The sequence below is a fragment of the Desulfobaculum sp. SPO524 genome (assembly GCF_044987625.1).
Lineage (GTDB): Bacteria > Desulfobacterota > Desulfovibrionia > Desulfovibrionales > Desulfovibrionaceae > Desulfobaculum.
This window is the reverse complement of the sequence record NZ_JBJDSB010000001.1, coordinates 678924-700236: the sequence shown is the minus strand read 5'-3', so window position 1 is coordinate 700236 and position 21313 is coordinate 678924. Positions and strand designations below refer to the sequence as shown.

Genomic DNA, 21313 nt, shown 5'->3' with positions numbered 1-21313 from the left:
ATGGCCGACGCAGTAAACGCACCAAAACGCAAGGACGAAGAGCCGCAGGAAGAGGGGTTGCCGGCATGGCTGGCGACCTTTGCGGACATGATGACGCTGCTGCTGTGCTTCTTCGTGCTTATGTTGTCCTTTGCCAATCAGGACCTTGCGAACTTCCGCACCCTGATGGGCTCCATCCGCGACGCCTTCGGTGTGCAGCAAAAGCGCCCCGAGGCAACTTTTGCCGCTTATTCTCCAACGCGGCTTGAGAGTAAGGGCGTCAAGCTCAATCAGGAGCAGCGCGTGGTGCTGGACCTGACCATGCAGCTCCGGGCCATGATTGAGGACGACACCGAGCTGAAGCGCTCCACCGGCGTCACTGCCGAGCGCGAGGGCGTGCTGGTGCGTGTGGAGACGGCCTTCCTCTTTGCACCGGGCAAGGCGGAACTGCGCCCCGGTGCGGAAAAAATGCTTGAGAATGTTTTGAAGATTATGAAGGAGTATAACTTTAACTGTGTTATCCGCGGCCACACCGATGACCGCGAGGAAGCAGGCTCCATCTACCCCTCCAACTGGGAACTCTCTTCGGCGCGCGCCGCAGCCGCACTGCGCTGGCTGGTGGAGAAGGGCGGCGTGGCCCCAAGGCGGCTCAAGGCCGTGGGCTACGCCGGAACGCGCCCCCTTGTGCCCAACGACAGGGCCGAGGACCGGGCGCGAAACCGCCGCGTCGAATTCCTCCTGCACAGACCTGATAACGAAGCTTGGTAAGCCATGCCCCACTCGGAACCGCTCTACACAGCCGAGGCCGTCCGCGACGGCGAGGCCCTTGTCGATGTCCGCATCCGAAAGGATTCCCGTGAATTTTCCCTGTTTGGCCGCAGTCCCCGCGAGATGGAGGAGCGCGTTGTCGCCTCCTATGACGGCGGGCGCACGCTCCCTGTCCTTGTGGGCAGTGGCGCGGGCTATGCCCTGCGGCGGCTGCTTGCCGCAACGGACGGTCCCGTTGCCGTGGTGGACCGCGAGGCGCCGATTCAGGACCTGACCGGCCTGCGCGCGCAGTACGCCGGGAACGAGCGCGTGCTGTGGGTGGACGCCCCGGATGTGGACACCGCCCTTGGCGCGCTGACCCGCTGGCAGATGCAGGAGGGCGGCGCGCCCCTCGCGCCATTGCCCCTGCCCGCCTACCGCCGGCTGGACCGCGCCTTTTACGGCGAGGTGGCCGAGCGCCTGCAGGCCAGCGCGTCCTTCGATTTCTGGGCCAAGGCGGACTATCCCAAGTTCCAGAGCTGGCCGCCGCGCGTGTTGTACCTGACCAGCGACTATTTTCTTGTGGGCGAACTGGTGCGCGCCAGCGAGCGCCTTGGCACTCCACACTATTTTTTGAATATCGGCTCCAGCGAGACGGGCTGCACGGACTTCGTGAAGATGCTCCTCAAGGTGGTGGTGGAGTTTAAGCCGGACTTTGTGTTCACCATCAATCACCTTGGCGTGGACCGCGAGGGCGTACTGGTGGATCTGCTACAGCGGCTGAAACTGCCGCTGGCGTCTTGGTTTGTGGATAATCCGCACCTTATCCTCTACATGTACAAACGCCTTGTCAGCGACTGGACCGCCATATTTACGTGGGATGCGGACAATGTTGCCTCCCTGCGGCAACTGGGCTTTGAGCATGTGCACTACCTGCCGCTGGCTACGGACGCCACCCGCTTTACTCCGCCAAAGCGTCCCCTGCCCGCAGGGCATGAGTGGGCCTCGCGCGTGTCCTTTGTGGGCAATTCCATGGTCTACAAGGTGGGGCACAGGATGAAGGCGGGCAAGTTTCCGCGGGAGCTATTGGTCAGCTACCGCAAGGTGGCCGCAGGGTTTGGCGAAAGCGACGAGCGCAGCGTCAGCGCGTACCTGCGCGCCCAGCATCCGGACCTTGCCACAGTGTTCGACGCCCTGCCCGACGACGAAAACCGCCTGACCTACGAGACCATGATTACGTGGGAGGCCACGCGGCAGTACCGCCGCTCCTGCGTGGCGGCGACGTTGCCGTTCAATCCGCTCATCGTGGGCGACGACGGCTGGCTGCGGACCTTCGACGACGAGGGCGAGGGCTGGCGCTGGCACGATACCCTCAGCTATTACGACGATTTGCCGGACTTTTATCCCCTCTCCGAGGTGAACTTCAACTGTACCAGCAAGCAGATGAAGGGCGCGGTGAACCAGCGCATCTTTGACGCGCCCGCCGCCGGAGCCTTTGTGCTGACGGACCAGCGCGACCAGATGGACGCCCTCTTTGAGCCGGGGCGCGAAATCGCGTCCTATGCCTCGCCGGAGGAAGCCACGGACCGCATCGCCTACTATCTGAAGCATCCCGAGGAGCGCCAGCGCATTATCGCCAATGCCCGCCAGCGCATCCTTGCCGAGCATACCTACGAGCACCGCCTCGAAGCGCTCTTTACCGCCATGCGCGACATCTACGGGTAGGGCGGCATGGCGGAGCAGAAAAAGCCAATCCTCGTGCTGCAAACCCTGCGCATGGGCGACCTTGTCATGTCCTTTCCCCTGATGCTGTGGCTGTCGCGGCAGTATCCCGGTCATCCGGTGTGGGTGGCCGCGGAGGAGATGTTCTCGCGCCATATTATGCCCATTGGACCCAATGTGGTGTACTTTGGCTGGGATGACGCGGCCCTGCGCCATTTGCGCCAGCAGAGCTTCCATCTGGTGGTCAACCTCAGCTACGATGCCCGCGCCGCGCGCCTTGCCCATGACCTGCGCGCCGAGGAGACCCTAGGCCCCGTGCAGAGCGCGGACGGCTCGCACTATGTGCGCGGGGCGTGGCAGCTCTACCGGACCACGCTTGTTGGCGGCAACCGGCATAATCTCTTTCATTGGGCGGACCTGAACGCGCTGGATTGCGTGCCGACGGCCCTCATGGGCAGCACGCATTGGCCAGCCCCCCGGACCCTGACGCCCGAGTCCCAGCGTACGGTTGGCCTCTTTCTTGGCGCCAGCGACGCGCTGAAGCGTCCGGACGCGGGATTTTGGATCCGTCTTGCCCGCCATTTGCTGGACCGGGGCATGCGCCCCATCCTGCTTGGTGGTCCGGCGGAAAAGGACCTTGCTGCCGAGGTTGCCAAGGGCCTGCCCCCAACGCTGCTCAACCTTGCGGGGACGCTGTCGCTGTCCGAGCTTGTTTACACCGGTCAGGCCATGGGGCTGCTTATTACGCCGGATACCGGCCCGATGCACCTTGCCGCGTGGAGTGGCCTGCGGACGCTGAATCTGTCCATGGGCAACGTGAGCGCGTGGGAGACCGGGCCGTATCAGCCCGGGCACTACGTGGTGCGGCGGCGCATGAGCTGTGTGGGATGCTGGGAATGCACACGGCCCAGCCCGTGCTGCAAGGACGGCATGCGGGCGCGGGATATTGCGGTCATTGCCCACCGCATTGCCACACGCGGCGGCGCGCGGCTGGACAGCCTGCGCTTTGCCGGGCTGGAGGTGCTGCGCACGGCGCATACGGCGGACGGCTTGTACGACCTGCGTCCGGTATTGAAGGACCACACGCCCACCACGCGCGAGCTGGTGAGCCGCTTTTGGCGGGCCTTTTGGGGCGAGCGCTTTGGGGCGTGGGATGACGGACGAGCGGCGCGTGCGTATGCTGAGCTTGCCGCTGCGGCCCCGCGCGTGCGCGAGGCCATGGCCGCGTCCGTTGTGGGCTTTAGCCGCGACCTTGGTCCGGCCCTGCGGGACGGCGTGCGTCTTGATGCGGGATTCTGGAAGGCCTCCATCCCGGCGATGCTGCCCCTGCGGAGCTGGTGCCAGATGCACCTTGCCAACAGCGACTGGTCGCGTCCGGCCTTCCGGGAGTGTTTGGAGGCGGCGGAGCACCTTATTGCGCTGGATGAACCGTACAGAAGCCGCGCAGACGCGGCGCGGTAAGTGAGACTCGCCAACGCGTGGAGCAGACGATGACGGAGACAAAGCACATTCGGGTTGTCATAGTGGACGATGAGCCGCCCGCGCGGGACGAACTGGCCTATCTGGTGTCCCGGTTCGAGGACGTTCAGGTGGTGGGCGAGGCCGCTTCGGCCACGGAGGCGGTGGCGCTCATTGAGGCCGAGGAGCCGGACGTGGTGTTTTTGGACATCGAGATGCCCGGACGCAACGGCTTTCACGTTGTGGCCGAGACCATGCACATGGAGCCGCGGCCCTTGTTCGTTTTTGCGACGGCCTTTGACGAATACGCCATCCGCGCCTTTGAGGCCAACGCGGTGGATTATCTGCTGAAGCCTGTCTCCGAGGAGCGCCTTGAGCAGTGTCTGGAGCGCGTGCGCGAGCGTACGGGCGAGGCCGGGGCCGAAGCCGCAGGCGAGGTGCAGCGCAATCTGGAACGCGTGCTGGAGGGCATGGGGCTGTCCCCGCAGCTCACGCGCATTGCGCTGGAGCAGGGCGGGCGCGTGGTGCTGGTGGCTCCGGAGGATGTGGTGCTCATCCGCGCCGACGGCAAAAAGGTGGTGGCGCATACCAGAGCGCTTAGCGCCCCATGCCACGGCGGTATGACCCTCGACAGGCTGGAGTCGCGCCTTGAGAACCATTCCTTCTACCGCGTCAACCGCAGCGTTTTGGTGAATTTGTCCCATGTGCGCGAGTTTTCGCCGTGGTTCCACGGCAAGTACAATATCGTCCTTGACGACGCCGAGGGCACCGAGGTGACGGTGAGCCGGGCGCGCGTGGCGGGCTTCAAGGAACGCCTCGGGCTGTAGGGCCTGTCTTTTTCCTGTGTTTTCGGGCCGGTGTCCACGGCCTTGCGCGCGGCGCGCCGGTGGTGGTATTCCTGCCTTCCGGTGCGGGACGCGTGTGTTCCCCTGCCCAACGTTTTTCCCGGAGCAAATCTATGACAATCGGAGTCCTTCTCTTCTCCCTTGTGGAGCGGTTCGGGCTCATCATTGCCGCTGCCTTTTTGCTGCTGCATTTCAATCCCGTTCGGCAGATGGGGCTGAAGCATCCCGGCAAGGCCAACCGGGTGTTCCAGATTCTGCTGTTCGGCGCGTTCGGCATCATGGGCACCTACAGCGGCAATATGGTGTTCAACAGCGTAGCCAATCTGCGCGCCATGAGCGTGGTTCCGGCCGGGCTGTTTGGTGGTCCGCTTGTGGGCATGGCCGCCGGGCTGATTGCGGGCGGACACCGCATTCTCATTGACGTGGGCGGGTTCTCGGCGCTGCCGTGCGGGCTGGCCACCATCATTGAGGGCACTGTGGCGGGCTTTATGGCGACGCGCCTTGGCGAGCGCCGCCTCGACTGGCGCTACGCCGCGGGCATCGCCTTTGCGGGCGAGGTGCTGCACATGACCCTCATCCTTATTATTTCGCGGCCTTTCCATAGCGCTGTGGAGCTGGTGGAACTCATTGCCCTGCCCATGATTTTGGTGAACACCATTGGCGCGGGGCTGTTTGTACAGACCATCAAGCTCCTCTCCCGCCACCGCGAGAAGAGCGAGTCCAGCACCGCCCATGATATTCTTTCCATCGCCAACCACACCGTGGGACATCTGCGCACGGGGCTGAATCCCGACGCCGCCAACGCCACGGCAAAGATTATCTACGAGCGTGTGGGCGTGGCCGCCGTCGCCATTACGGATACGGACAACGTGCTTGCCCACGTTGGCGAAGGCGCGGACCATCACCTGCCCGGTCGCGCCATTAGAACGCAGTCCACGCGCGAGGTGCTGCATACGGGCACTCCCGTGTACCAACGGCGGGCCGGAAGCATTGGGTGCGACCATAAAAACTGCCCCTTCCGCTCCGGCATCATCGTGCCTCTGCAAAAGGGCGGGCGCATCGTGGGAACCCTCAAGTTTTACGGCAGCCGCCGCGCCATGTTGGACGAGGTGCGCTTTGAGCTGGCCAAGGGCCTTGCGCAGTTGTTCTCCACCCAGCTGGAGCTGGAGGACATCCAGATTCAGTCCCAACTACGGGCCAATGCGGAAATCCGCCACTTGCAGGCCCAGATCAACCCGCATTTCCTGTTCAATTCCCTCAACACCATCGCCTCCTTTTGCCGCACCAGTCCGGAGCGCGCGCGGGAACTGCTGAAAAATCTTGCCAGTTTTATGCGCAAGAATCTCGATTCGCGCGGGTTTGTGGGCCTTGACGAAGAGGTGGAGCAGGTGCGCTCGTACCTGACCATTGAGCAGGCGCGCTTTGGCGAGCGCGTGCGGGTGGAGATTGACATTGCGGACGAGTGCTACCAGTGGCGGGTGCCGTCGCTGCTTATCCAGCCGCTGGTGGAGAATTCCATCCGCCACGGCATCTCCCGCAAGGAGGAGGGCGGCCTTGTTCGGCTTGTGGCCCGTGTGGAGGAGGACGAGCTTGTGGTCACCGTGGAGGACGACGGCCTTGGCATGTCGGCCGAAAAGGCGGCCAAGGTGCTGGCGGGCGGCCTTGGCTCCCGCCGCGACTCCATTGGACTGTCCAACTGCAACAACCGCTTGGAGCAGCTCTTTGGCGTGCGCCACCGCCTGCGCATTGCCAGCAGTCCCGGCAAGGGCACCGTGGTGAGCTTCCGCATTCCCCGGTGCAGCGAAACCGTGGCCGACACCTAGCGGCCCTGCCATTGTTCCTGCCGCCTTGTGTGGCGGCCCAAAGCGCCCCGGTTGCGCCGTCCCGTTGGGGAGGGCCAGCCGGGGCGCTTGGCGTTGCTTGCATGGTGACCGGGCGGCGCGTTGCATGGTTGCGGCCCCGGCGCGCTGCGCGGAGCGGATGGGTAAAGAGGCCCGTATGACGGGATTCGACGTGCTTTTCTGGCCCCGCTGTGACGCCTGCGTGAAAAGGGCGTGCATTTCATTCCCGGCTGCGTGCAGTTCAGCCCCTCGAAGCGACACTTCGCGCTTTGGGTCTTGCGCCTTTTTTTACTGGTTGTAGAAGGAGGGCGTAAGAAGAAACCCCCGGCGCGGCCGGTGCGAGATGCTTTGAGGAGGCAACTATGCTGTTCTTTTTCGCGTGTTTGATCGCCCTTATCGTGGGCTACTTTACCTACGGCAAGATTGTGGACCGTATTATGGGTCCCGATCCGAACCGCACCACTCCTGCCTACACCAAGCAGGATGGCGTGGACTTCATGCCCCTTCCCAAGTGGAAGCTCATTTTTATTCAGGTGCTGGACATCGCGGGCATCGGCCCCATCTTCGGCCCCATCCTCGGCGCCCTGTACGGCCCGGTGGCGCTTGTGTGGATCGTCATCGGCTGTATCTTCGCCGGCGCTGTGCATGACTACTTCAGCGGCATGCTCTCCGTGCGCAACGGTGGCGCCAGCGTGCCGGAGATTGTGGGCGAATACATGGGCATGACCGCCCGTCAGGTCATGCGCGTATTCTCCGTTGTGCTCCTGATGCTGGTTGGCGTGGTGTTCGTCCTCGCCCCGGCCAAGCTGCTCACGGGTCTGACCGGCTACAACACCGGCATCTTCGTGGCGTGTATTTTCGCCTACTACTTCCTCGCCACCATCCTGCCCATCGACAAGATCATCGGCCGCCTGTACCCCGCCATGGGTCTGCTGCTGCTGGTGATGACCGGCGCGCTGTGTGTGGCCCTCTTTGTCGGCGACTACACCATTCTTCCGAACCTTGACGTTACCGCAAACCTGCACCCCGGTGGCAAGCCCGTGTGGCCGCTTCTGTTCATCACGCTGTCCTGCGGTGCGATTTCCGGTTTCCACTCCACGCAGTCTCCGCTGATGGCGCGCTGCGTGAAGAACGAGCGCGAAGGCCGCTCCGTGTTCTACGGCGCAATGATTATTGAAGGCATCATCGGCCTTATCTGGGCCACCCTTGGTATGTCTTTCTACAACTCTCCCGAGGCTCTGAGCGCCGTTATCGCCGCTGGCAGCCCCTCCGCCGTTGTTGACGAAGTGTCCCGTACGCTGCTCGGCCCGGTGGGCGGCTTCCTCGCCGTTATCGCCGTTATCGTGCTGCCCATCACCTCTGGCGACACCGCCTTCCGCAGCACCCGTCTCATCCTTGCGGAAGCCTTTAAGGTGGACCAGGCAGAAGTTGCCAAGCGTCTGATGATTGCCGTGCCGCTGTTCGCCCTCGGCTACATCATCTCCACGCAGAACTTCTCCACCATCTGGCGCTACTTTGGCTTCTCCAACCAGACGCTGGCCATGCTGGTGCTGTGGTCCGCCGCGGTCTTCCTCGTGAAGAGCGGCAAGCTCCACTGGATTGCCACCATCCCGGCAACCTTCATGACCGCCGTGTCCGCCACCTTTATCCTGCAGGCGAAGATTGGCTTCAATCTGCCTCTGGACGTGGCCTACATCGGTGGCGCTGTCATCGCCGTGGCCGCCCTGATTCTCTTCCTCGTGAAGTACTGCTTCGGCAAGGGCGCACAGCTGGCCGCCGCTGGCAAGTCCGGCAACTAGAACGTGACGACGTTCTGATTCCATAGCTCGCAGGGCACCGCGCCCTCCGCCTCTCATAAGGCCGCCGTTCCTCGGAACGGCGGCCTTTTTTGCGGCATCACAGGGCCTTGGCGGGCCGCAGTCCCGAGCGCAGAGTCGCCCGCTGCCCGCGCAGGCAAACTCTGCCAACTGCCCGGTCTTGCGGAGGATTTTTCCGTGGGCGCGTGCGCCAGCAGGGCGGCAATATCTGCCCCTTTGTGGGAGGTAACTTATTGAAATAATGGGCATATAGTGTTTGGCACGCGCTTTGTAACATAGAGGGCGAGGTACACGACACATGCAGATATTTCCTTCCATGAATGATTCGGCAAACGACGTCTTCGGGACCGACGCCCAGCTCAAAGAGAGCTACGAGCGCCGCCCCGGGGACTTTGCCAGTTATTTCGATACCCAGATGTCCCAATACAACGCCTTGGCTCAGGACCGTATGGAACGCGGCTTGACGCAGTCCGTCGGCAATCACCTGTACGAGGAAGGGCGCAACCTTGATTCCTTTGCCAGCGACGAGGACCTGCGCCGCTCGCGCGAGGCCGCGCAGTATGCCGCCATGGAAGCCCGTGCGCTGATGAGCGCTGGCGAGTCCTTTGCCGATGGCGCCTCCCGCGCCTCGGGCGGTAAGGATGCCGTGATGCTTCTGCAGGCGCTGGCGGGTGCTGGTACGGAAAAGGGCATGGGCAAGGGCAAGACGGCTTTGCTTGGGCTGCTGGGCAAAGGCGGCGCGCAGAAGCTTTCGGACATCAAGAGTCTGAAGGTGACGCGGGAAGACTTTGCCGACCTGAAGGACGACCTGAAGGCCCTTGGGCTGACGAACAGGGAAATCCGCGCCCTTGGCGACAAGATTGCCAGTGACGCCGGCGTCACGTGGGGACAGCTTGTCTCCGCGCTGGCGTCGCGCCTTGGCGCGCTTGACTCCGCCGTGGTGAAGCTCACCGCCGACGAATCCCGCCAACTCCAGAGCCTGTTCCAGAAGATGGGGTTCACGCCCGGCGCGGCCGAGGGGCTGGTGGGTGACCTGACGCAGGGCAAGTTCTCCAGCGTGTGGAAGCAGGTGTCGGACAAGCTGGCCTCGGTTCCGGCCGGGACGCAGATCGATGTTTCCAGCAGCGAATTGCAGCTGCTTGGGCAGGTGGTGAAGCTGTCGGAAAAGGGCATAGCCCGCCTGAAGTCGCTGATTGGCGATAAGCAAAACGTCACACTCACCGCCGATGGGCTGCGGCAGGTTATGGCGCAGCTCAAGTCGGAGGTGGCCGCGGACGTGAAGGGTGACGCCCTCACCGCCGGAAAGATGCAGGAATCTCTTGGCGCCGTTTTGGAGAAGGCCCTTGAGCGTGCGGAGCACGCCAAGCTGGCCGATGCCGGAGCGGACAATGATGCCAGAAACAAGAAGGTTCTGGCCGAGCATGAGCGGCGCACCCGCGCCGCCGAAGGGGATAAGGCCGCCAAGGCAGGCGCAGACGGCGACGAAAGCGTTGCCGAGCGCGTCCTGAAGGCCGACCCCAAAAACGTGGACGGCAAGAAGGCCGCCGCAGCCGCGGCGGGCAAGGGCGCAGAAGCCTCGACCAAGGCCGACCACAGCGGCAAGACCACCGTGTCTGCCGATGACGCGGCACGGACCGCTCAGGACAAGGACGTCAAGAGCGCCGTACTCGCTGGAAAGAATGCTGATGCTGGCAAGGATGCCGGTGTTCGATCCGCCACGGAAGGCAAGGCTGGTCACGGAAAGACCGGTTCGGACAGCGGCGCAGGCCGATACGGCGGCGAGGGCTTTTCAGGAGGAAAGGACTCGGGTGCCGGAGCCAGCGCTGGCGAGCGGAATCCATGGATGGATTTTCTCGGCAAGGTGAAGACCGATGGCAACGGTGCGGAGCAGGCCTTTGTCGCAAACGAGGCCATGAAGGCCGCGGAGGCGACCAAGAACCTGCTCAAGGCTGAAACCGTTGGAAGCGGGGAGAGCGCCTTTAATAAGGAGCTGTCTTCGCGGCTGATGCGTCAGGTGGAAAACGCCATGCTGCGGAATCTGTCAGGAGGACGGAAGCAGATGACGTTGAAGCTGGACGCCGCTGACCTTGGCAAGCTCAACGTGGTGCTGTCGGTTCGGGACAAGGAAGTCTCTGCCGTCATCCGTGTTGATTCGCACGAGGCCAGCAAGGTGCTGGGCGATCAGATGGCTCACCTGCGGCAGACTTTGCAGCAGCAGGGCCTTCGGGTGCAGAAGCTGGAGGTGCAGACCCAGCTTGCCGGTGACCAGTTCGGCCAGAATTGGCAGGGCGCCGGGCACCATAATTCTGCACAACAACAGAAGAATTCCGGACAGTTACGTGGAATGTGGAAGAGCCTCCAAGATGGCGGCGAAGGATTGGCCCGGGAAATGCAAAATACCATGCATCAGGTAAATAATTCCCAGGGCGGATTGGATATTTTCGCCTAGTCATACACGAGGTTACAGATCATGCAGCAATTCGACGCAGGACATATCATCGGCAGAGCGGAATCAGAACTCTACGATACCAGAAAGTTCACCGGCAAGTCCGAACTGGATAAGGATGACTTCCTGACCCTGCTTGTGACGCAGCTGCAGAATCAGGATCCACTTAACCCCATGGACGACAAGGAATTCACCTCGCAGCTCGCACAGTTCTCGAACCTTGAGCAGCTCCAGGCCATCAACAAGGGCGTTTCCTCACTGTCCCAGCAGACCATCCATCAGGAAATGGTCAACGCCGCCAACTTCATTGGCAGGGAAGTCAGGGCCCTTGGCGATAACCTCAGCATCCGCGAGGACGGTTCGGTCAGTACAATGTACTACGCCCTCAAGAACGAGGCGAAGAACGTGTACATGAACATTTTCGACAAGGACAACAACATCATCCGCACCGTCCAGCTTGGTGCACAGGCGGCGGGCGAGCACGAATTCCAGTGGGATGGAAAGGACTGGAAGGGCAAGGAACTGCCGGAAGGCCTCTACTACGTCGCCCTGGCGGCAGAGGGCAAGGACGGCGAGGCCATCATGACCCAGACGGAAGTTTCCGGACGAGTGGAAGGCGTGCAGTACTCCAACGGGCAGAACTACCTGCGCCTGTCGGACGGTCGAGTAGTCGGATTCAACTTTGTGAAGGAAGTCGTGGAGTCTGGAACTGGTACGGACGGAGGCCAGGACGGTTCCGACACCGGTCAGGACGGCTCCACAGATGACGAATAAGGAGGTTCGGTAATGGGTCTGTCATCATCCATGTGGACAGGTGTGTCGGGTTTGCAGGCGCACGGTGAGAAGATGGGCGTCATTGGCAACAATATCGCCAACGTCAACACCGTGGGCTTCAAAGGCGCACGGATGCATTTTGAAGATTTCATCAGTCAGGATATCAATACCGCCGCAGGCATAGGCCAGATTGGCCGAGGCGTTGGCATAGGCGCCATCTACGCCGACTACGGCCAGGGCGGTTTTGAGACCACCACCGAGGCGACGGACCTTGCCATTGGCGGCGAGGGCTTCTTCAAGGTGAAGGTCAAAAACGAGGACACCAACTACTACACCCGCGCGGGCAACTTCCGCTTCGACAAGGATGGCTACCTTGTCGACCCCCACGGCTACGTGCTGCAGGGCTGGGAGATTCCGCAGTCCTCCAACACCACCATCGCCACGGGCCTGACCACGGGCAGCTCGTCCTCCACGTCGAGCATCAAGGGCACCGGTGCGCCCAAGGACATCCGTCTTGAGGACTTTACCGCCAAGCCCAAGGCTACCGAAAACGTGAATATGATTGTGAACGTTGACGGTACGGCCGGACAGGACAATTCCACCCTCGCCTCGCACCCGTTCTTCAGTATGTTCAGCAACTGGGACGGACAGGCTGAAGTGCCGCTGGCCGACTCGCAGTACACCTACCAGAGCACCATCAAGGTCTACGACGAAGGCGGCACCGCGCATGAGCTGACCGTCTACTTTGACCAGGTGTCCACTGGCGCCGACGACGGCAAGCAGTACTGGGAATACATGGTCACCGTTCCGCCCAACGAAGACGGCCGCGTGCTCGACGGTGTGGAAATGGACACCACCTCTGCCGCAGGCGTCATGATGGTTGGTTCCCTGACCTTCGACTCCGCCGGTCAGCTCAAGGGCCAGAGCGCGTTTACGCTGAACTCCGGCGCAACGGCGCCCGGCGACAAGGACCTGACCAACTGGGAGCCCGCCAGCTTCAACACCGACGGTCAGCCCGTGTTTGTCCCCAACTTTACCAACCAGCCCGGTGGCAGTGACATCAACAACTCCAATGCGCATCCCGTCGCGGTGAACTTTGGGCTGACCAACAACAGCCCCAGCGCGGGCTGGACCTCTGCGGCGGGCTTTACCGCAGACGATATCGGCACTGACGTAACCGTTCTGCCCGACTTTGCTGACGTGGAGGTCAACTCCAAGGCGTCCACCAGCTTCTCCGGGTCCAGCTCTACTGAGTTCCAGTCGCAGGACGGCTACACATTCGGCTTCCTGCAGAACGTCTCCGTGGACCGTGACGGCATCCTTACCGGCAGGTACTCCAACGGTGAAGTGCTGGAGCTCTACCAGATCACGCTCTACGACTTTGTGAACCCGTGGGGCCTCAGGCGCGACGGTTCCAACCTCTTCGCGCAGACGAGAGAGTCCGGCGAAGCCGCCGCAGGACCGGCCAATGCCAACGGCTACGGCAGCATCGCGTCCAACTCGCTGGAACAGTCCAACGTGGACCTCGCCAAGGAGTTCGTGACCATGATCTCCACGGAGCGCGGCTTCCAGGCCAACTCCAAGGTCATCACCACCACGGACAACATGATGCAGACTGTTATCATGATGAAGCGCTAACGCCGCGCATCAGAGAACCGATCTCCTTCACTCACAGTCGGCCGGGGCACTGCCCGGTCCCGGCCGACGCCCGAAAAAAAACGCCCCCGGCACATTCTGCCGGGGGCGTTTTGCGTTGTATGGGAGGCGGCGGACACGCCTAAAGCGAGCGGTCGAAAAAGCTGTGCGACAGCTCCTTGATGGAGGCGGCAAGTCGCAGCACCTCATCTGCGGGCACCTTGCGGATGACCTTTTGGCCCGAGGCGTCGCGCACTTCGGCCTGCATCTCACCAGTTTCCGTATTGATGTGGAATTTCAGGTCTACGCCAACGTTTTCGGCAAAGCGCTCCATAGGTTCCAGCACCTCTCGCGCGGCCTGAACGGACTGCTTGCGTGCGTTTTGCGCCTGCGTTTCCTCACGGGCAGTCGGCGAGGGTGTCGCCTTGTCCTGCCGCGCATCCGGATGATGCTGCGCCGGGCGAAGACCAGTCCCGCTGCTGCCGTAGGCCTCTGCTGCCGTAATGTGGATGTTCTTGATGTTCATGGTCCACCTCCCTTTCCATGTTCCGGAAGCTGCTCCGGAAAGAAAAGGTCCTCAGTTGTCACATCGGCACACTGCGGGGGGGTCTTTAGGGGGGATTGCGGCGTGTTTTGCAGGCGTGGCGGGGGCGCGGGCGGGTGTGAGGTGGGAATTATCTGCAACTTCACCGCCTTGCTTTGGGCAGAGCGGCGTCAGGGAGATGACCTGAAAAGGGAAAAATAATCCCGAAATGACGATTTTTCGCAGAAAAATGGCGAAGGAGAAAAGTTAATATACTGTTTTTATTGGAGAAAAGTGTTTTGGCACAGGGGGTGCTTAATACTAGGCAAGCCAAAACAAGGAGGTTTTGCAATGTCTTTGGTCATAAATCACAATCTGATGGCCATGAACGCGGCCAGAAATCTGAATCACAGCTACGGTCAGCTGGCGACATCCACCCGCCGCCTGTCCTCTGGTCTTCGCGTGGGTACTGCTGCTGACGACGCCGCAGGCCTTGCCATCCGCGAGCTGATGCGCTCCGACGTGTCCACTCTGCATCAGGGCGTGCGTAACGCCAACGATGCCATCTCCATGGTGCAGACCGCCGACGGCGCGCTGCAGGTCATCGACGAAAAGCTCATCCGCATGAAAGAGCTTGCCGAACAGGCCGCCACCGGTACCTACAACTCCGACCAGCGTCTGATCATCGACTCCGAGTATCAGGCCATGGCGTCGGAAATTACCCGTATCGCCAACGCGACGGACTTCAACCAGGTGCACCTGCTGGACGGTACCCTCACCGGTTCCATCCCTGGTGACCACGACGGTTCCGGACTCCAGCCTTCCGGTCCCATGAAGATCCACTTCGGTACGGGCAACGATTCGTCCGAGGACTACTACTTCATTTCCATCGGTGGTGCCACGGCCAGCCACTTTGGCCTTGGTTCCGGCGCGGATACGTCCAATCCCGCGGGTAACACCATTTCCACCCAGTCCTTGGCGCAGGCTTCCTTGGACGCTCTGGACGCCGCCATCGTGTCCAAGGACAAGATCAGGGCCAACCTCGGTGCGTTGCAGAACCGCTTGGAGAACACCATCTCCAACCTGCAGATTCAGGCCGAGAACCTGCAGTCCGCAGAATCCCGCATCTCCGACGTGGACGTCGCCACCGAGATGACGGAGTTTGTGCGCCACCAGATTCTCACCCAGTCCGCAGTCGCTATGCTGGCGCAGGCCAACAGCCTGCCGCGTATGGCTATGCAGCTCATCGGCGGCGGCGCGTAAGTCGGCCGCATCCGGCGGCGCGTTGGTGCATGTGGCCATCTGTTGCCGGACCAAAGACGTATGCCGGGGAGGCTGTACGGCCTCCCCGGGATATGCGTCTTATTTTTTCTTCGTCTCTTCCTTTTCCTGCAAAAACTCCAAAGCCTTGGTCGCTGCATTCTGCTCGGCCTTTTTGACGCTGGTTCCCTCGGAGGAGAGAACTGTGCCGTCGGGCAGGGTGACCTGCACCACAAAGGTCTTGGCATGCTCCGGCCCCACGCTGTCGGCCAGCGCGTACACCGGGCGCTCCTTAAAGAGCTTTTGCGTGAGTTCCTGCAGCCTGCTTTTGGCGTCCTTCACCCGTCGCACGTCGCAGTGCTCGGGCCAGCGGTTTTCCAGCATGGTGTTGACCACGGCTTTGGCCGGGTCGTAGCCACCGTCAAGAAAAACCGCACCAAGGATGGCTTCCACAGCGTCGGAGAGCAGGGAGTCCCTGTCCCGTCCGCCTTGCATTTCCTCGCCTTTTCCAAGCCGCAGTATGCGGTCCAGCTCCAATTCTCGCGCAACTTCAGCCAGTGCGGGTTCACTCACCAGCTTGGCGCGCAGACGCGTCATTTGACCTTCAGGCGCTTCGGGAAATTTTGCAAAAAGCATTTCCGAAGTGCTAAGCTCCAATACCGCGTCCCCGAGAAATTCCAGCCGTTCATTGTCTTCTGTATCGTTGCCGTGTTCATTGGCGTACGAACTGTGCGTCAACGCTGTTTGCAGAAGCTTGACTTGTGAAAATCGATAGGAAATAGTCGTTTGCAGTGTTTCGAGGTCCTGTTTCATCATGTTCTCCACATGTAGGTCGTCATGCCCGAGCACAATCTTGAAGCGCTATTCACGCCTGCGGCCGTTGCGGTTATTGGTGCATCGGCTACGCCGGGCAAGGTTGGTCACAGTGTTGTGGCCAATCTGGTGGAGGCCGGATACCAGGGGGAAATTTTCCCGGTCAACCCCAAGGGGGGCGAGGTTCTCGGCCTGCCTGTGGTTCAGGACATCGCGTCCTTGCCTTCGCCGCTTGATCTGGCCGTGGTCTGCATTCCACCCCGTGGCGTGACGGATGCCGTGCGGCAGCTGGCCCAGCTACCGGTGCGCGCCGTCATTGTCATCACTGCGGGCTTTAAGGAGACCGGCCGGGAAGGGTACTACCTTGAACAGGAACTCACGTCCATTGCCCGCGAGAAGAATATCGCGCTGCTTGGGCCAAACTGTCTTGGACTCAATAACACTGCCTGCGGCCTGAACGCTACCTTTGCCGCAGGGCAACCCCGGCAGGGGAATATCGCCTTTTTTTCGCAGTCCGGGGCGCTGTGCACCGCCATTCTCGACTGGGCCCTTGGCGAGAATATTGGCTTTTCTTCGTTTATCAGCCTTGGCAACAAGGCTGTGCTGGACGAGTCCGACATGCTGGAGCACATGCGCGACGACGCGCAGACCAACGTTATTCTTGGGTACATGGAGAGCGTGGACGACGGGGTGCGCTTTATGCGGGTGGCGCGCGAGGTCACGCGCGAGAAGCCCGTCATCGTCATCAAGTCCGGCACCACGGCGGCGGGGGCCAAGGCGGCCTCCAGCCACACCGGAGCCATGGCCGGGTCCGAGCAGGCCTATGCTGCGGCCTTTGCGCAGTCCGGTATCATGCGCGCGCGGGACGTGGCCACGCTGTTCAATTTGGCACAGGCCTTTTCCATGCAGCCCCTGCCGGAAGGGCCGAACCTGTGCATTGTAACAAATTCCGGCGGCCCCGGCATTATGGCCGCCGACGCCTGCGAGCGGAGCAATCTGCTTATCAGTCCGCTGTCCGCCGCTACGGTGGAGCGCCTGGGGACGTTTTTGCCGCCCTTTGCCTCCTTTTACAATCCCGTAGACATCATTGGCGACGCGGACGCCGAGCGCTACAGAAAAACCCTGGAGGCCGTGGCGCAGGATGAGCTTGTCCACGCCGTGCTTGTGCTGCTGACGCCAACGGCCTCGGCGCAGATTGAGGAGACGGCGAGGGCCGTGGCGGATGTGGCCGCCACCAGCGACAAGCCCGTGTTTGCCTGCTTTATGGGGCAGGAGCGCGTGGGGCCGGGGCGAGAGCTTCTGCTGAAGGCCGGGGTGCCGTGCTATGGTTTTCCTGAGCCAGCCATCCACAGCATTGAGACCATGTACCGCCACGCCATGTGGAAGGCGCGCCCCAAGGCGCTGGAGATGAGCATTATCCGCGACGCGACCCGCGCGGCCGAGGTGGTGGACAAGGCCCGCCGCCGTGGGTGTGTGGAGATTGTGGAATTTCAGGCGCAGGAATTGTTGAAGGCCTACGGTCTGCCCCTGCCGGAGACGGAGCTTGCCCGGACCTCGGAGGAAGCCGTAGCCATTGCCGAGCGGATCGGCTATCCCGTTGTGGTGAAAATCGCCTCGCCGCAGATTTCGCACAAGAGCGATGTGGGCGGCGTGCGCGTTGGCCTTGGCGATGCCGGGGCGGTGCGCGGGGCATTCATGGACGTGACGTCGCGGGCCCAGCGCCTGCGCAAGGACGCGTTCATCTCGGGCTGTCTGGTTCAGGCCATGGCCCCCAAGGGGGCTAAGGAGGTCATTGTGGGCTTCAAACGCGACCCGCAGTTTGGCCCGCTGGTGATGTTTGGCCTTGGCGGGGTGTATGTGGAAGTGCTGAAGGATATCGCCTTCCGCCTTGCGCCGCTGTCCAAGACCGACGCCCACGATATGATACGCGAAATCCGATCCTACCCCCTGCTGCGCGGCGTACGCGGGGAGGCTCCGGTGGATTTTGGCGCCATAGAGGATATCCTGCTGACTATGTCCCAGCTTGCGGTGGACATCCCGGACATTTTCGAGGCCGAGTTCAACCCCATACTGGTGGACAACAATGGAGCGACGGTGGCGGATGTGCGCGTTACCCTGTGCACCAATTGATGGGCCGGCCATACACGAAGCAGCAAACGACAACAGGCCATACGAACGATGAGGAGGACACAATGTCAGGCATCTACATAGGCTCGACCTCCGGGTTTTCCGGCAAGAACATGGTCGTGATGGGGCTCGGCCTGAAGCTGCAAAAGGACGGCTACAGCGTCGGCTACATGAAGCCCGTCGGGGCCATGCCCACCGAGATTGACGGCAAACCCTGCGACGAGGACGCCTATTTCGTGCAGGACATTCTGGGCCTGAAGGACGACCCCGCAGACGTCACCCCCGTGCTGGTGACGCAGGATTTTAAGGTCCGCGCCTTTTCCGGCGAATGCGGCGACCTGATGGGCGACATTGAGTCCGCCTACAAACGCGTCAGCGCCGGGCACGATGTGACCATTGTTGCTGGCTCGGGCAGCATGTACTCGGGCAAATATTGCGACGTGGACGCCATCAATGTGGTCAAACGCCTTGGCCTGAAGACCATCATCATCGACAGGTATCAGGAAGAATTGAAGTACGACTACCTGATGGCCATGCGCGAAGCCCTTGGCGAGTCGCTCCTTGGCGTTATCCTGAACGACATTCCGCCGTCCTTTATGGACGAGGTGGAAGGCATGCTGCGCCCCTGTTTGGAGCGCGCGGGCGTGCGCGTTTTGGGCGTTATTCCCAAGGACCCGCTCATGGGCGCCATCAAGGTGTCCGACCTTGCGGAGCGCCTTGGGGGCAAGGTGATTTCCGCGCAGAACAAGGCGGACAAGGTGGTGGAGAACTTTCTCATCGGCACCATGCAGGTGGAGAACTTCATGACCCACTTCCGCAAAAACAAGAACTCCGCCATCATCGTTGGCGGCGACAGGTCCGACGTGCAGCTTGTGGCCCTTGAGGGCAACTGCCCTTGCCTTGTGCTCACCGGCAATCTGTACCCCAACGACATCATCCTCACCCGTTCCGAGGTGCTGGAGGTGCCCATAGTCATCGTGCGCGAGGATACCTATTCCGTGGCGAAAAAGATGGAAAGCATCCTCTCGCGCCACAAACTGCGCGACATCATCAAAATCCGTCAGGGCGCGCAGTTGGTGAGTTCCAGCATTGATTACGAATTCTTTAAGTCTTCACTTGGTTTGTAGCCAGACGGCCTTTTGTCAGAGTGGAGACGGGGCGTCCCCTTGGGGGCGCTCCGTTTTTTTATGGCACAAAACACGACCGCCCCCACAGCAGCAGAGTGCGGTGGGGGCGGTCTTTTTCGCTGTGCGCTTGAAAGATTAGCGCTTCATGTTGATGAGCATCTCCAAAATGGAGTCCGAGGTGGTGATGACCTTGGAGTTGGCCTGGAAGCCGCGCTCCGTGGAAATCATCTTCACGAACTGGTCGGCCATGTCCACGTTGGAGGTCTCCAGCGTGCGTTCTGAAAGGACGCCGAAGTTGGCTTCTCCGGGCGTCCCTTCGACGGCTTCGCCGGAGTCCTGCGTGGCGCTGAAGTGGTTGGCGCCTTCGCGCCTCAGGCCCCATTCATTGGTAAAGGTGAACAGGGAGAACTGGAACAGGTCCTTGTTTACGCCGTTGGAGAAGTTGCCGACCATCACGCCGCTGCGGTCCACGCTGATGCTGGAGAGGAAGCCCTCGGCGTAGCCGTCCTGCGCCTTGGTAATGGTGGAACTGGTGCCCATGAAGTTGGTCGTCGGCCTGCTGGCCGGGGTGGCCCCGGTCATGGTGGGCAGCAGGGACGCGTCGGTCCCGATGTCCGCCGCCGAGGCGATTGTTCCGCTGTCAAAGCCTGTGCCTGTCAGGCCAAGGTCAAGACTGATGGTGCTTGGCCCGGAGGTTACCGTGGCCCCGGTTTCGTCGGCGCTGAGGAAAGTCATGTCGAAGGTGGGCGCGCCATCTTCGGAGACGCCTGCCGGAGTCCAGTTGGCGGGGTCGTTGGCGTCGCCGGTGCCGCTGTAGTTGAAGGCCGACATGCCCTTCAACTGGCCCGAGGAGTCAAAGGTCAGGGTGCCAGCCATGGCAAGGCCTGCGCCCTTGGTTCCCGCCATTGCGGCGCGGCCGTCTTCGCCGGGGTCGAATCCGGCAACAAATTCATATGTGGTCTCGCCGCCCGCGTTGCTGGCGGAGACAGGGTCAAAGTGCACGTTGAGGGTGTGGGCGTTGCCCTGGTCGTCATACACCTTTACCGCGGCGGAGTAGGCCGTGGCTTCGGTGCTGAGGGGACCGTCCTCATTGGTGCCGTCCCAGCTCTTGAGCAGGGCAAAGAACGGGTCCGTGGCGTCGGAGGTGCGCTCTTCGTCGGCGGCAAGGCCAAGATTGACGTTCAGCGATACGGCGGAGGTGGCCTTTGGCGGCACGGTCACAAGGCCGCCCTCGCCCATGGTTAACTGGATGTCCGTGGTGGCGGCGGCAACGTTGCCGTTGTCGTCAATGGTCTTGCCCTGCACGTGGTAGCCGTTGGGGTCCACAAGGAAGCCCTCTTTGTCGAAGCGGAAATTGCCCGCGCGGGTGTAGCGGACCTTGTCGTCCTGCGTCACGCGGAAGAATCCGTCCCCGGCAATGGCGAGGTCCGTGGCCTCGGCCCCCGGCTGAAAGCCGCCGATGTTGAAGTCCGTGAGGATGCCGCCAAGCCCGACGCCAAGCCCCTTTTGCGACATGCTTACATCCGGGGAGGACCCCGTGGATGCAAACTGGCTCATCAGCGTCTGGAAGTGAACGTCCGCGCTCTTGTAGGCGAGGGTGTTCACATTGGCCAGATTGTTGCCGATATTGCCCATGCGTTCGCCGTGGGACTTCATGCCCGTCGTCCCTACGTACATGGATGAAAAACTCATACGTGTTCTCCTTCACTACCGATTTTTGCCCGGAAGGCATTTTTTGCCTTCGCAGGGGTATATCGCAAAGGCCGTGCCAGAATGTGCAGGAGTGTGCGACGGATGTGCTGTGCGCGACGCTAATGCACGGCGCATAAGGGTTTGATGCGTTAAAATGCCGGGATTGCGGCTGTTTTCGCGGAGTTTGTACCTTGCAAGAGTTGCGCTTTTGTGCTGAGTGGACGCGTGCGCTCACGCAGTGAGGAGGCACGTTTTGCATCATCGTCATGCAGCGGATGATGGTGCGTGCCCGCGGCCTGCGTCCCGAGTGCGCGGCCGGGCACAAAGATGCGCGGGGCGGCAAAAAGCTTTTGATTTCAGATGATAAAGTTGTTTGTATAGATTCGCTTAAGCGTATTGAAGTCATACTGCGCCTGAGGGATATGCAGTACGGCTCTGGAGCAATCTGCGGATAGAGTGTTCACAGACAATTTTGCATTGGGCTGAAGGCTCTTCGGCCCGTTAGGG

The 21313-nt window shown here is 61.6% G+C and carries 15 protein-coding genes; 12 read left to right on the top strand and 3 right to left on the bottom strand.

All coding sequences use genetic code 11. The features are described 5' to 3' along the window. The 9 genes from ACI3L3_RS02940 (at position 1) to ACI3L3_RS02900 (ending at position 13267) form a co-directional block, all read left to right on the top strand. On the top strand, positions 1-747 hold the full coding sequence (locus tag ACI3L3_RS02940; protein WP_404843601.1) for an OmpA family protein: 747 nt from the start codon (positions 1-3) through the stop codon (positions 745-747). A gap of 3 nt (positions 748-750) precedes the next feature. Then, the gene (locus ACI3L3_RS02935) at positions 751-2451 is read left to right on the top strand and encodes a glycosyltransferase (protein WP_404843600.1); all 1701 of its coding nucleotides are present in this window, start codon (positions 751-753) and stop codon (positions 2449-2451) included. Between the two features lie 6 nt (positions 2452-2457). After that, positions 2458-3909 (top strand): glycosyltransferase family 9 protein, encoded by a 1452-nt coding sequence (locus tag ACI3L3_RS02930; RefSeq protein WP_404843599.1) that lies wholly within the window; start codon positions 2458-2460, stop codon positions 3907-3909. 29 nt (positions 3910-3938) lie between these two features. After that, complete coding sequence (locus ACI3L3_RS02925; RefSeq protein WP_404843598.1) at positions 3939-4733, top strand: LytR/AlgR family response regulator transcription factor; 795 nt, start codon at positions 3939-3941, stop codon at positions 4731-4733. Positions 4734-4864: 131 nt separating this feature from the next. Next, positions 4865-6574 (top strand): LytS/YhcK type 5TM receptor domain-containing protein, encoded by a 1710-nt coding sequence (locus ACI3L3_RS02920; RefSeq protein WP_404843597.1) that lies wholly within the window; start codon positions 4865-4867, stop codon positions 6572-6574. Positions 6575-6954: 380 nt separating this feature from the next. After that, complete coding sequence (locus tag ACI3L3_RS02915; protein WP_404843596.1) at positions 6955-8391, top strand: carbon starvation protein A; 1437 nt, start codon at positions 6955-6957, stop codon at positions 8389-8391. A gap of 316 nt (positions 8392-8707) precedes the next feature. Next, the gene (locus ACI3L3_RS02910) at positions 8708-10858 is read left to right on the top strand and encodes a flagellar hook-length control protein FliK (protein ID WP_404843595.1); all 2151 of its coding nucleotides are present in this window, start codon (positions 8708-8710) and stop codon (positions 10856-10858) included. A 21-nt stretch (positions 10859-10879) separates the two neighbouring features. Next, positions 10880-11629, top strand: coding sequence for a flagellar hook assembly protein FlgD (locus tag ACI3L3_RS02905; protein ID WP_404843594.1), 750 nt, complete (start codon positions 10880-10882; stop codon positions 11627-11629). Positions 11630-11641: 12 nt separating this feature from the next. Further along, complete coding sequence (locus ACI3L3_RS02900; RefSeq protein WP_404843593.1) at positions 11642-13267, top strand: flagellar hook protein FlgE; 1626 nt, start codon at positions 11642-11644, stop codon at positions 13265-13267. Between the two features lie 139 nt (positions 13268-13406). On the opposite strand, the gene ACI3L3_RS02895 is transcribed toward ACI3L3_RS02900, so the two are convergent. Then, on the bottom strand, positions 13407-13790 hold the full coding sequence (locus tag ACI3L3_RS02895; protein WP_404843592.1) for a flagellar protein FlaG: 384 nt from the start codon (positions 13788-13790) through the stop codon (positions 13407-13409). Between the two features lie 348 nt (positions 13791-14138). Here ACI3L3_RS02895 and ACI3L3_RS02890 point away from each other — a divergent pair, with 348 nt between their 5' ends. After that, positions 14139-15050, top strand: coding sequence for a flagellin (locus tag ACI3L3_RS02890; protein WP_404843591.1), 912 nt, complete (start codon positions 14139-14141; stop codon positions 15048-15050). Between the two features lie 99 nt (positions 15051-15149). On the opposite strand, the gene rnc is transcribed toward ACI3L3_RS02890, so the two are convergent. Continuing rightward, a complete protein-coding gene (rnc, locus tag ACI3L3_RS02885) occupies positions 15150-15860 on the bottom strand; it encodes a ribonuclease III (RefSeq protein ID WP_404844110.1) in 711 nt (236 codons plus the stop codon). Positions 15861-15884: 24 nt separating this feature from the next. Between rnc and acs the strand changes: the two genes are divergently transcribed. Together acs and ACI3L3_RS02875 are read left to right on the top strand one after the other, a co-directional pair. Next, the gene (acs, locus tag ACI3L3_RS02880) at positions 15885-17990 is read left to right on the top strand and encodes an acetate--CoA ligase alpha subunit (protein WP_404843590.1); all 2106 of its coding nucleotides are present in this window, start codon (positions 15885-15887) and stop codon (positions 17988-17990) included. A gap of 62 nt (positions 17991-18052) precedes the next feature. After that, the gene (locus tag ACI3L3_RS02875) at positions 18053-19114 is read left to right on the top strand and encodes a phosphotransacetylase family protein (RefSeq protein ID WP_404843589.1); all 1062 of its coding nucleotides are present in this window, start codon (positions 18053-18055) and stop codon (positions 19112-19114) included. A gap of 135 nt (positions 19115-19249) precedes the next feature. Here the strand turns inward: ACI3L3_RS02875 and ACI3L3_RS02870 are convergent, their stop codons facing one another. Continuing rightward, positions 19250-20806 carry a flagellar hook protein FlgE gene (locus ACI3L3_RS02870; protein ID WP_404843588.1) on the bottom strand — a complete coding sequence of 519 codons (1557 nt, stop codon included), beginning with the start codon at positions 20804-20806 and terminating at the stop codon, positions 19250-19252. Positions 20807-21313 lie beyond the last annotated feature (507 nt).

Excerpts from the sequence above, each read along its gene's own strand:
- ACI3L3_RS02870 (WP_404843588.1), bottom strand. The coding sequence starts at position 20,806 with ATGAGTTTTTCATCCATGTACGTAGGGACGACGGGCATGAAGTCCCAC.
- rnc (WP_404844110.1), bottom strand. The coding sequence starts at position 15,860 with ATGAAACAGGACCTCGAAACACTGCAAACGACTATTTCCTATCGATTT.
- ACI3L3_RS02910 (WP_404843595.1), top strand. The coding sequence starts at position 8,708 with ATGCAGATATTTCCTTCCATGAATGATTCGGCAAACGACGTCTTCGGG.
- ACI3L3_RS02940 (WP_404843601.1), top strand. The coding sequence starts at position 1 with ATGGCCGACGCAGTAAACGCACCAAAACGCAAGGACGAAGAGCCGCAG.
- ACI3L3_RS02915 (WP_404843596.1), top strand. The coding sequence starts at position 6,955 with ATGCTGTTCTTTTTCGCGTGTTTGATCGCCCTTATCGTGGGCTACTTT.
- ACI3L3_RS02890 (WP_404843591.1), top strand. The coding sequence starts at position 14,139 with ATGTCTTTGGTCATAAATCACAATCTGATGGCCATGAACGCGGCCAGA.
- ACI3L3_RS02900 (WP_404843593.1), top strand. The coding sequence starts at position 11,642 with ATGGGTCTGTCATCATCCATGTGGACAGGTGTGTCGGGTTTGCAGGCG.
- ACI3L3_RS02925 (WP_404843598.1), top strand. The coding sequence starts at position 3,939 with ATGACGGAGACAAAGCACATTCGGGTTGTCATAGTGGACGATGAGCCG.
- ACI3L3_RS02905 (WP_404843594.1), top strand. The coding sequence starts at position 10,880 with ATGCAGCAATTCGACGCAGGACATATCATCGGCAGAGCGGAATCAGAA.
- ACI3L3_RS02935 (WP_404843600.1), top strand. The coding sequence starts at position 751 with ATGCCCCACTCGGAACCGCTCTACACAGCCGAGGCCGTCCGCGACGGC.
- ACI3L3_RS02895 (WP_404843592.1), bottom strand. The coding sequence starts at position 13,790 with ATGAACATCAAGAACATCCACATTACGGCAGCAGAGGCCTACGGCAGC.
- ACI3L3_RS02920 (WP_404843597.1), top strand. The coding sequence starts at position 4,865 with ATGACAATCGGAGTCCTTCTCTTCTCCCTTGTGGAGCGGTTCGGGCTC.
- ACI3L3_RS02930 (WP_404843599.1), top strand. The coding sequence starts at position 2,458 with ATGGCGGAGCAGAAAAAGCCAATCCTCGTGCTGCAAACCCTGCGCATG.
- ACI3L3_RS02875 (WP_404843589.1), top strand. The coding sequence starts at position 18,053 with ATGTCAGGCATCTACATAGGCTCGACCTCCGGGTTTTCCGGCAAGAAC.
- acs (WP_404843590.1), top strand. The coding sequence starts at position 15,885 with ATGCCCGAGCACAATCTTGAAGCGCTATTCACGCCTGCGGCCGTTGCG.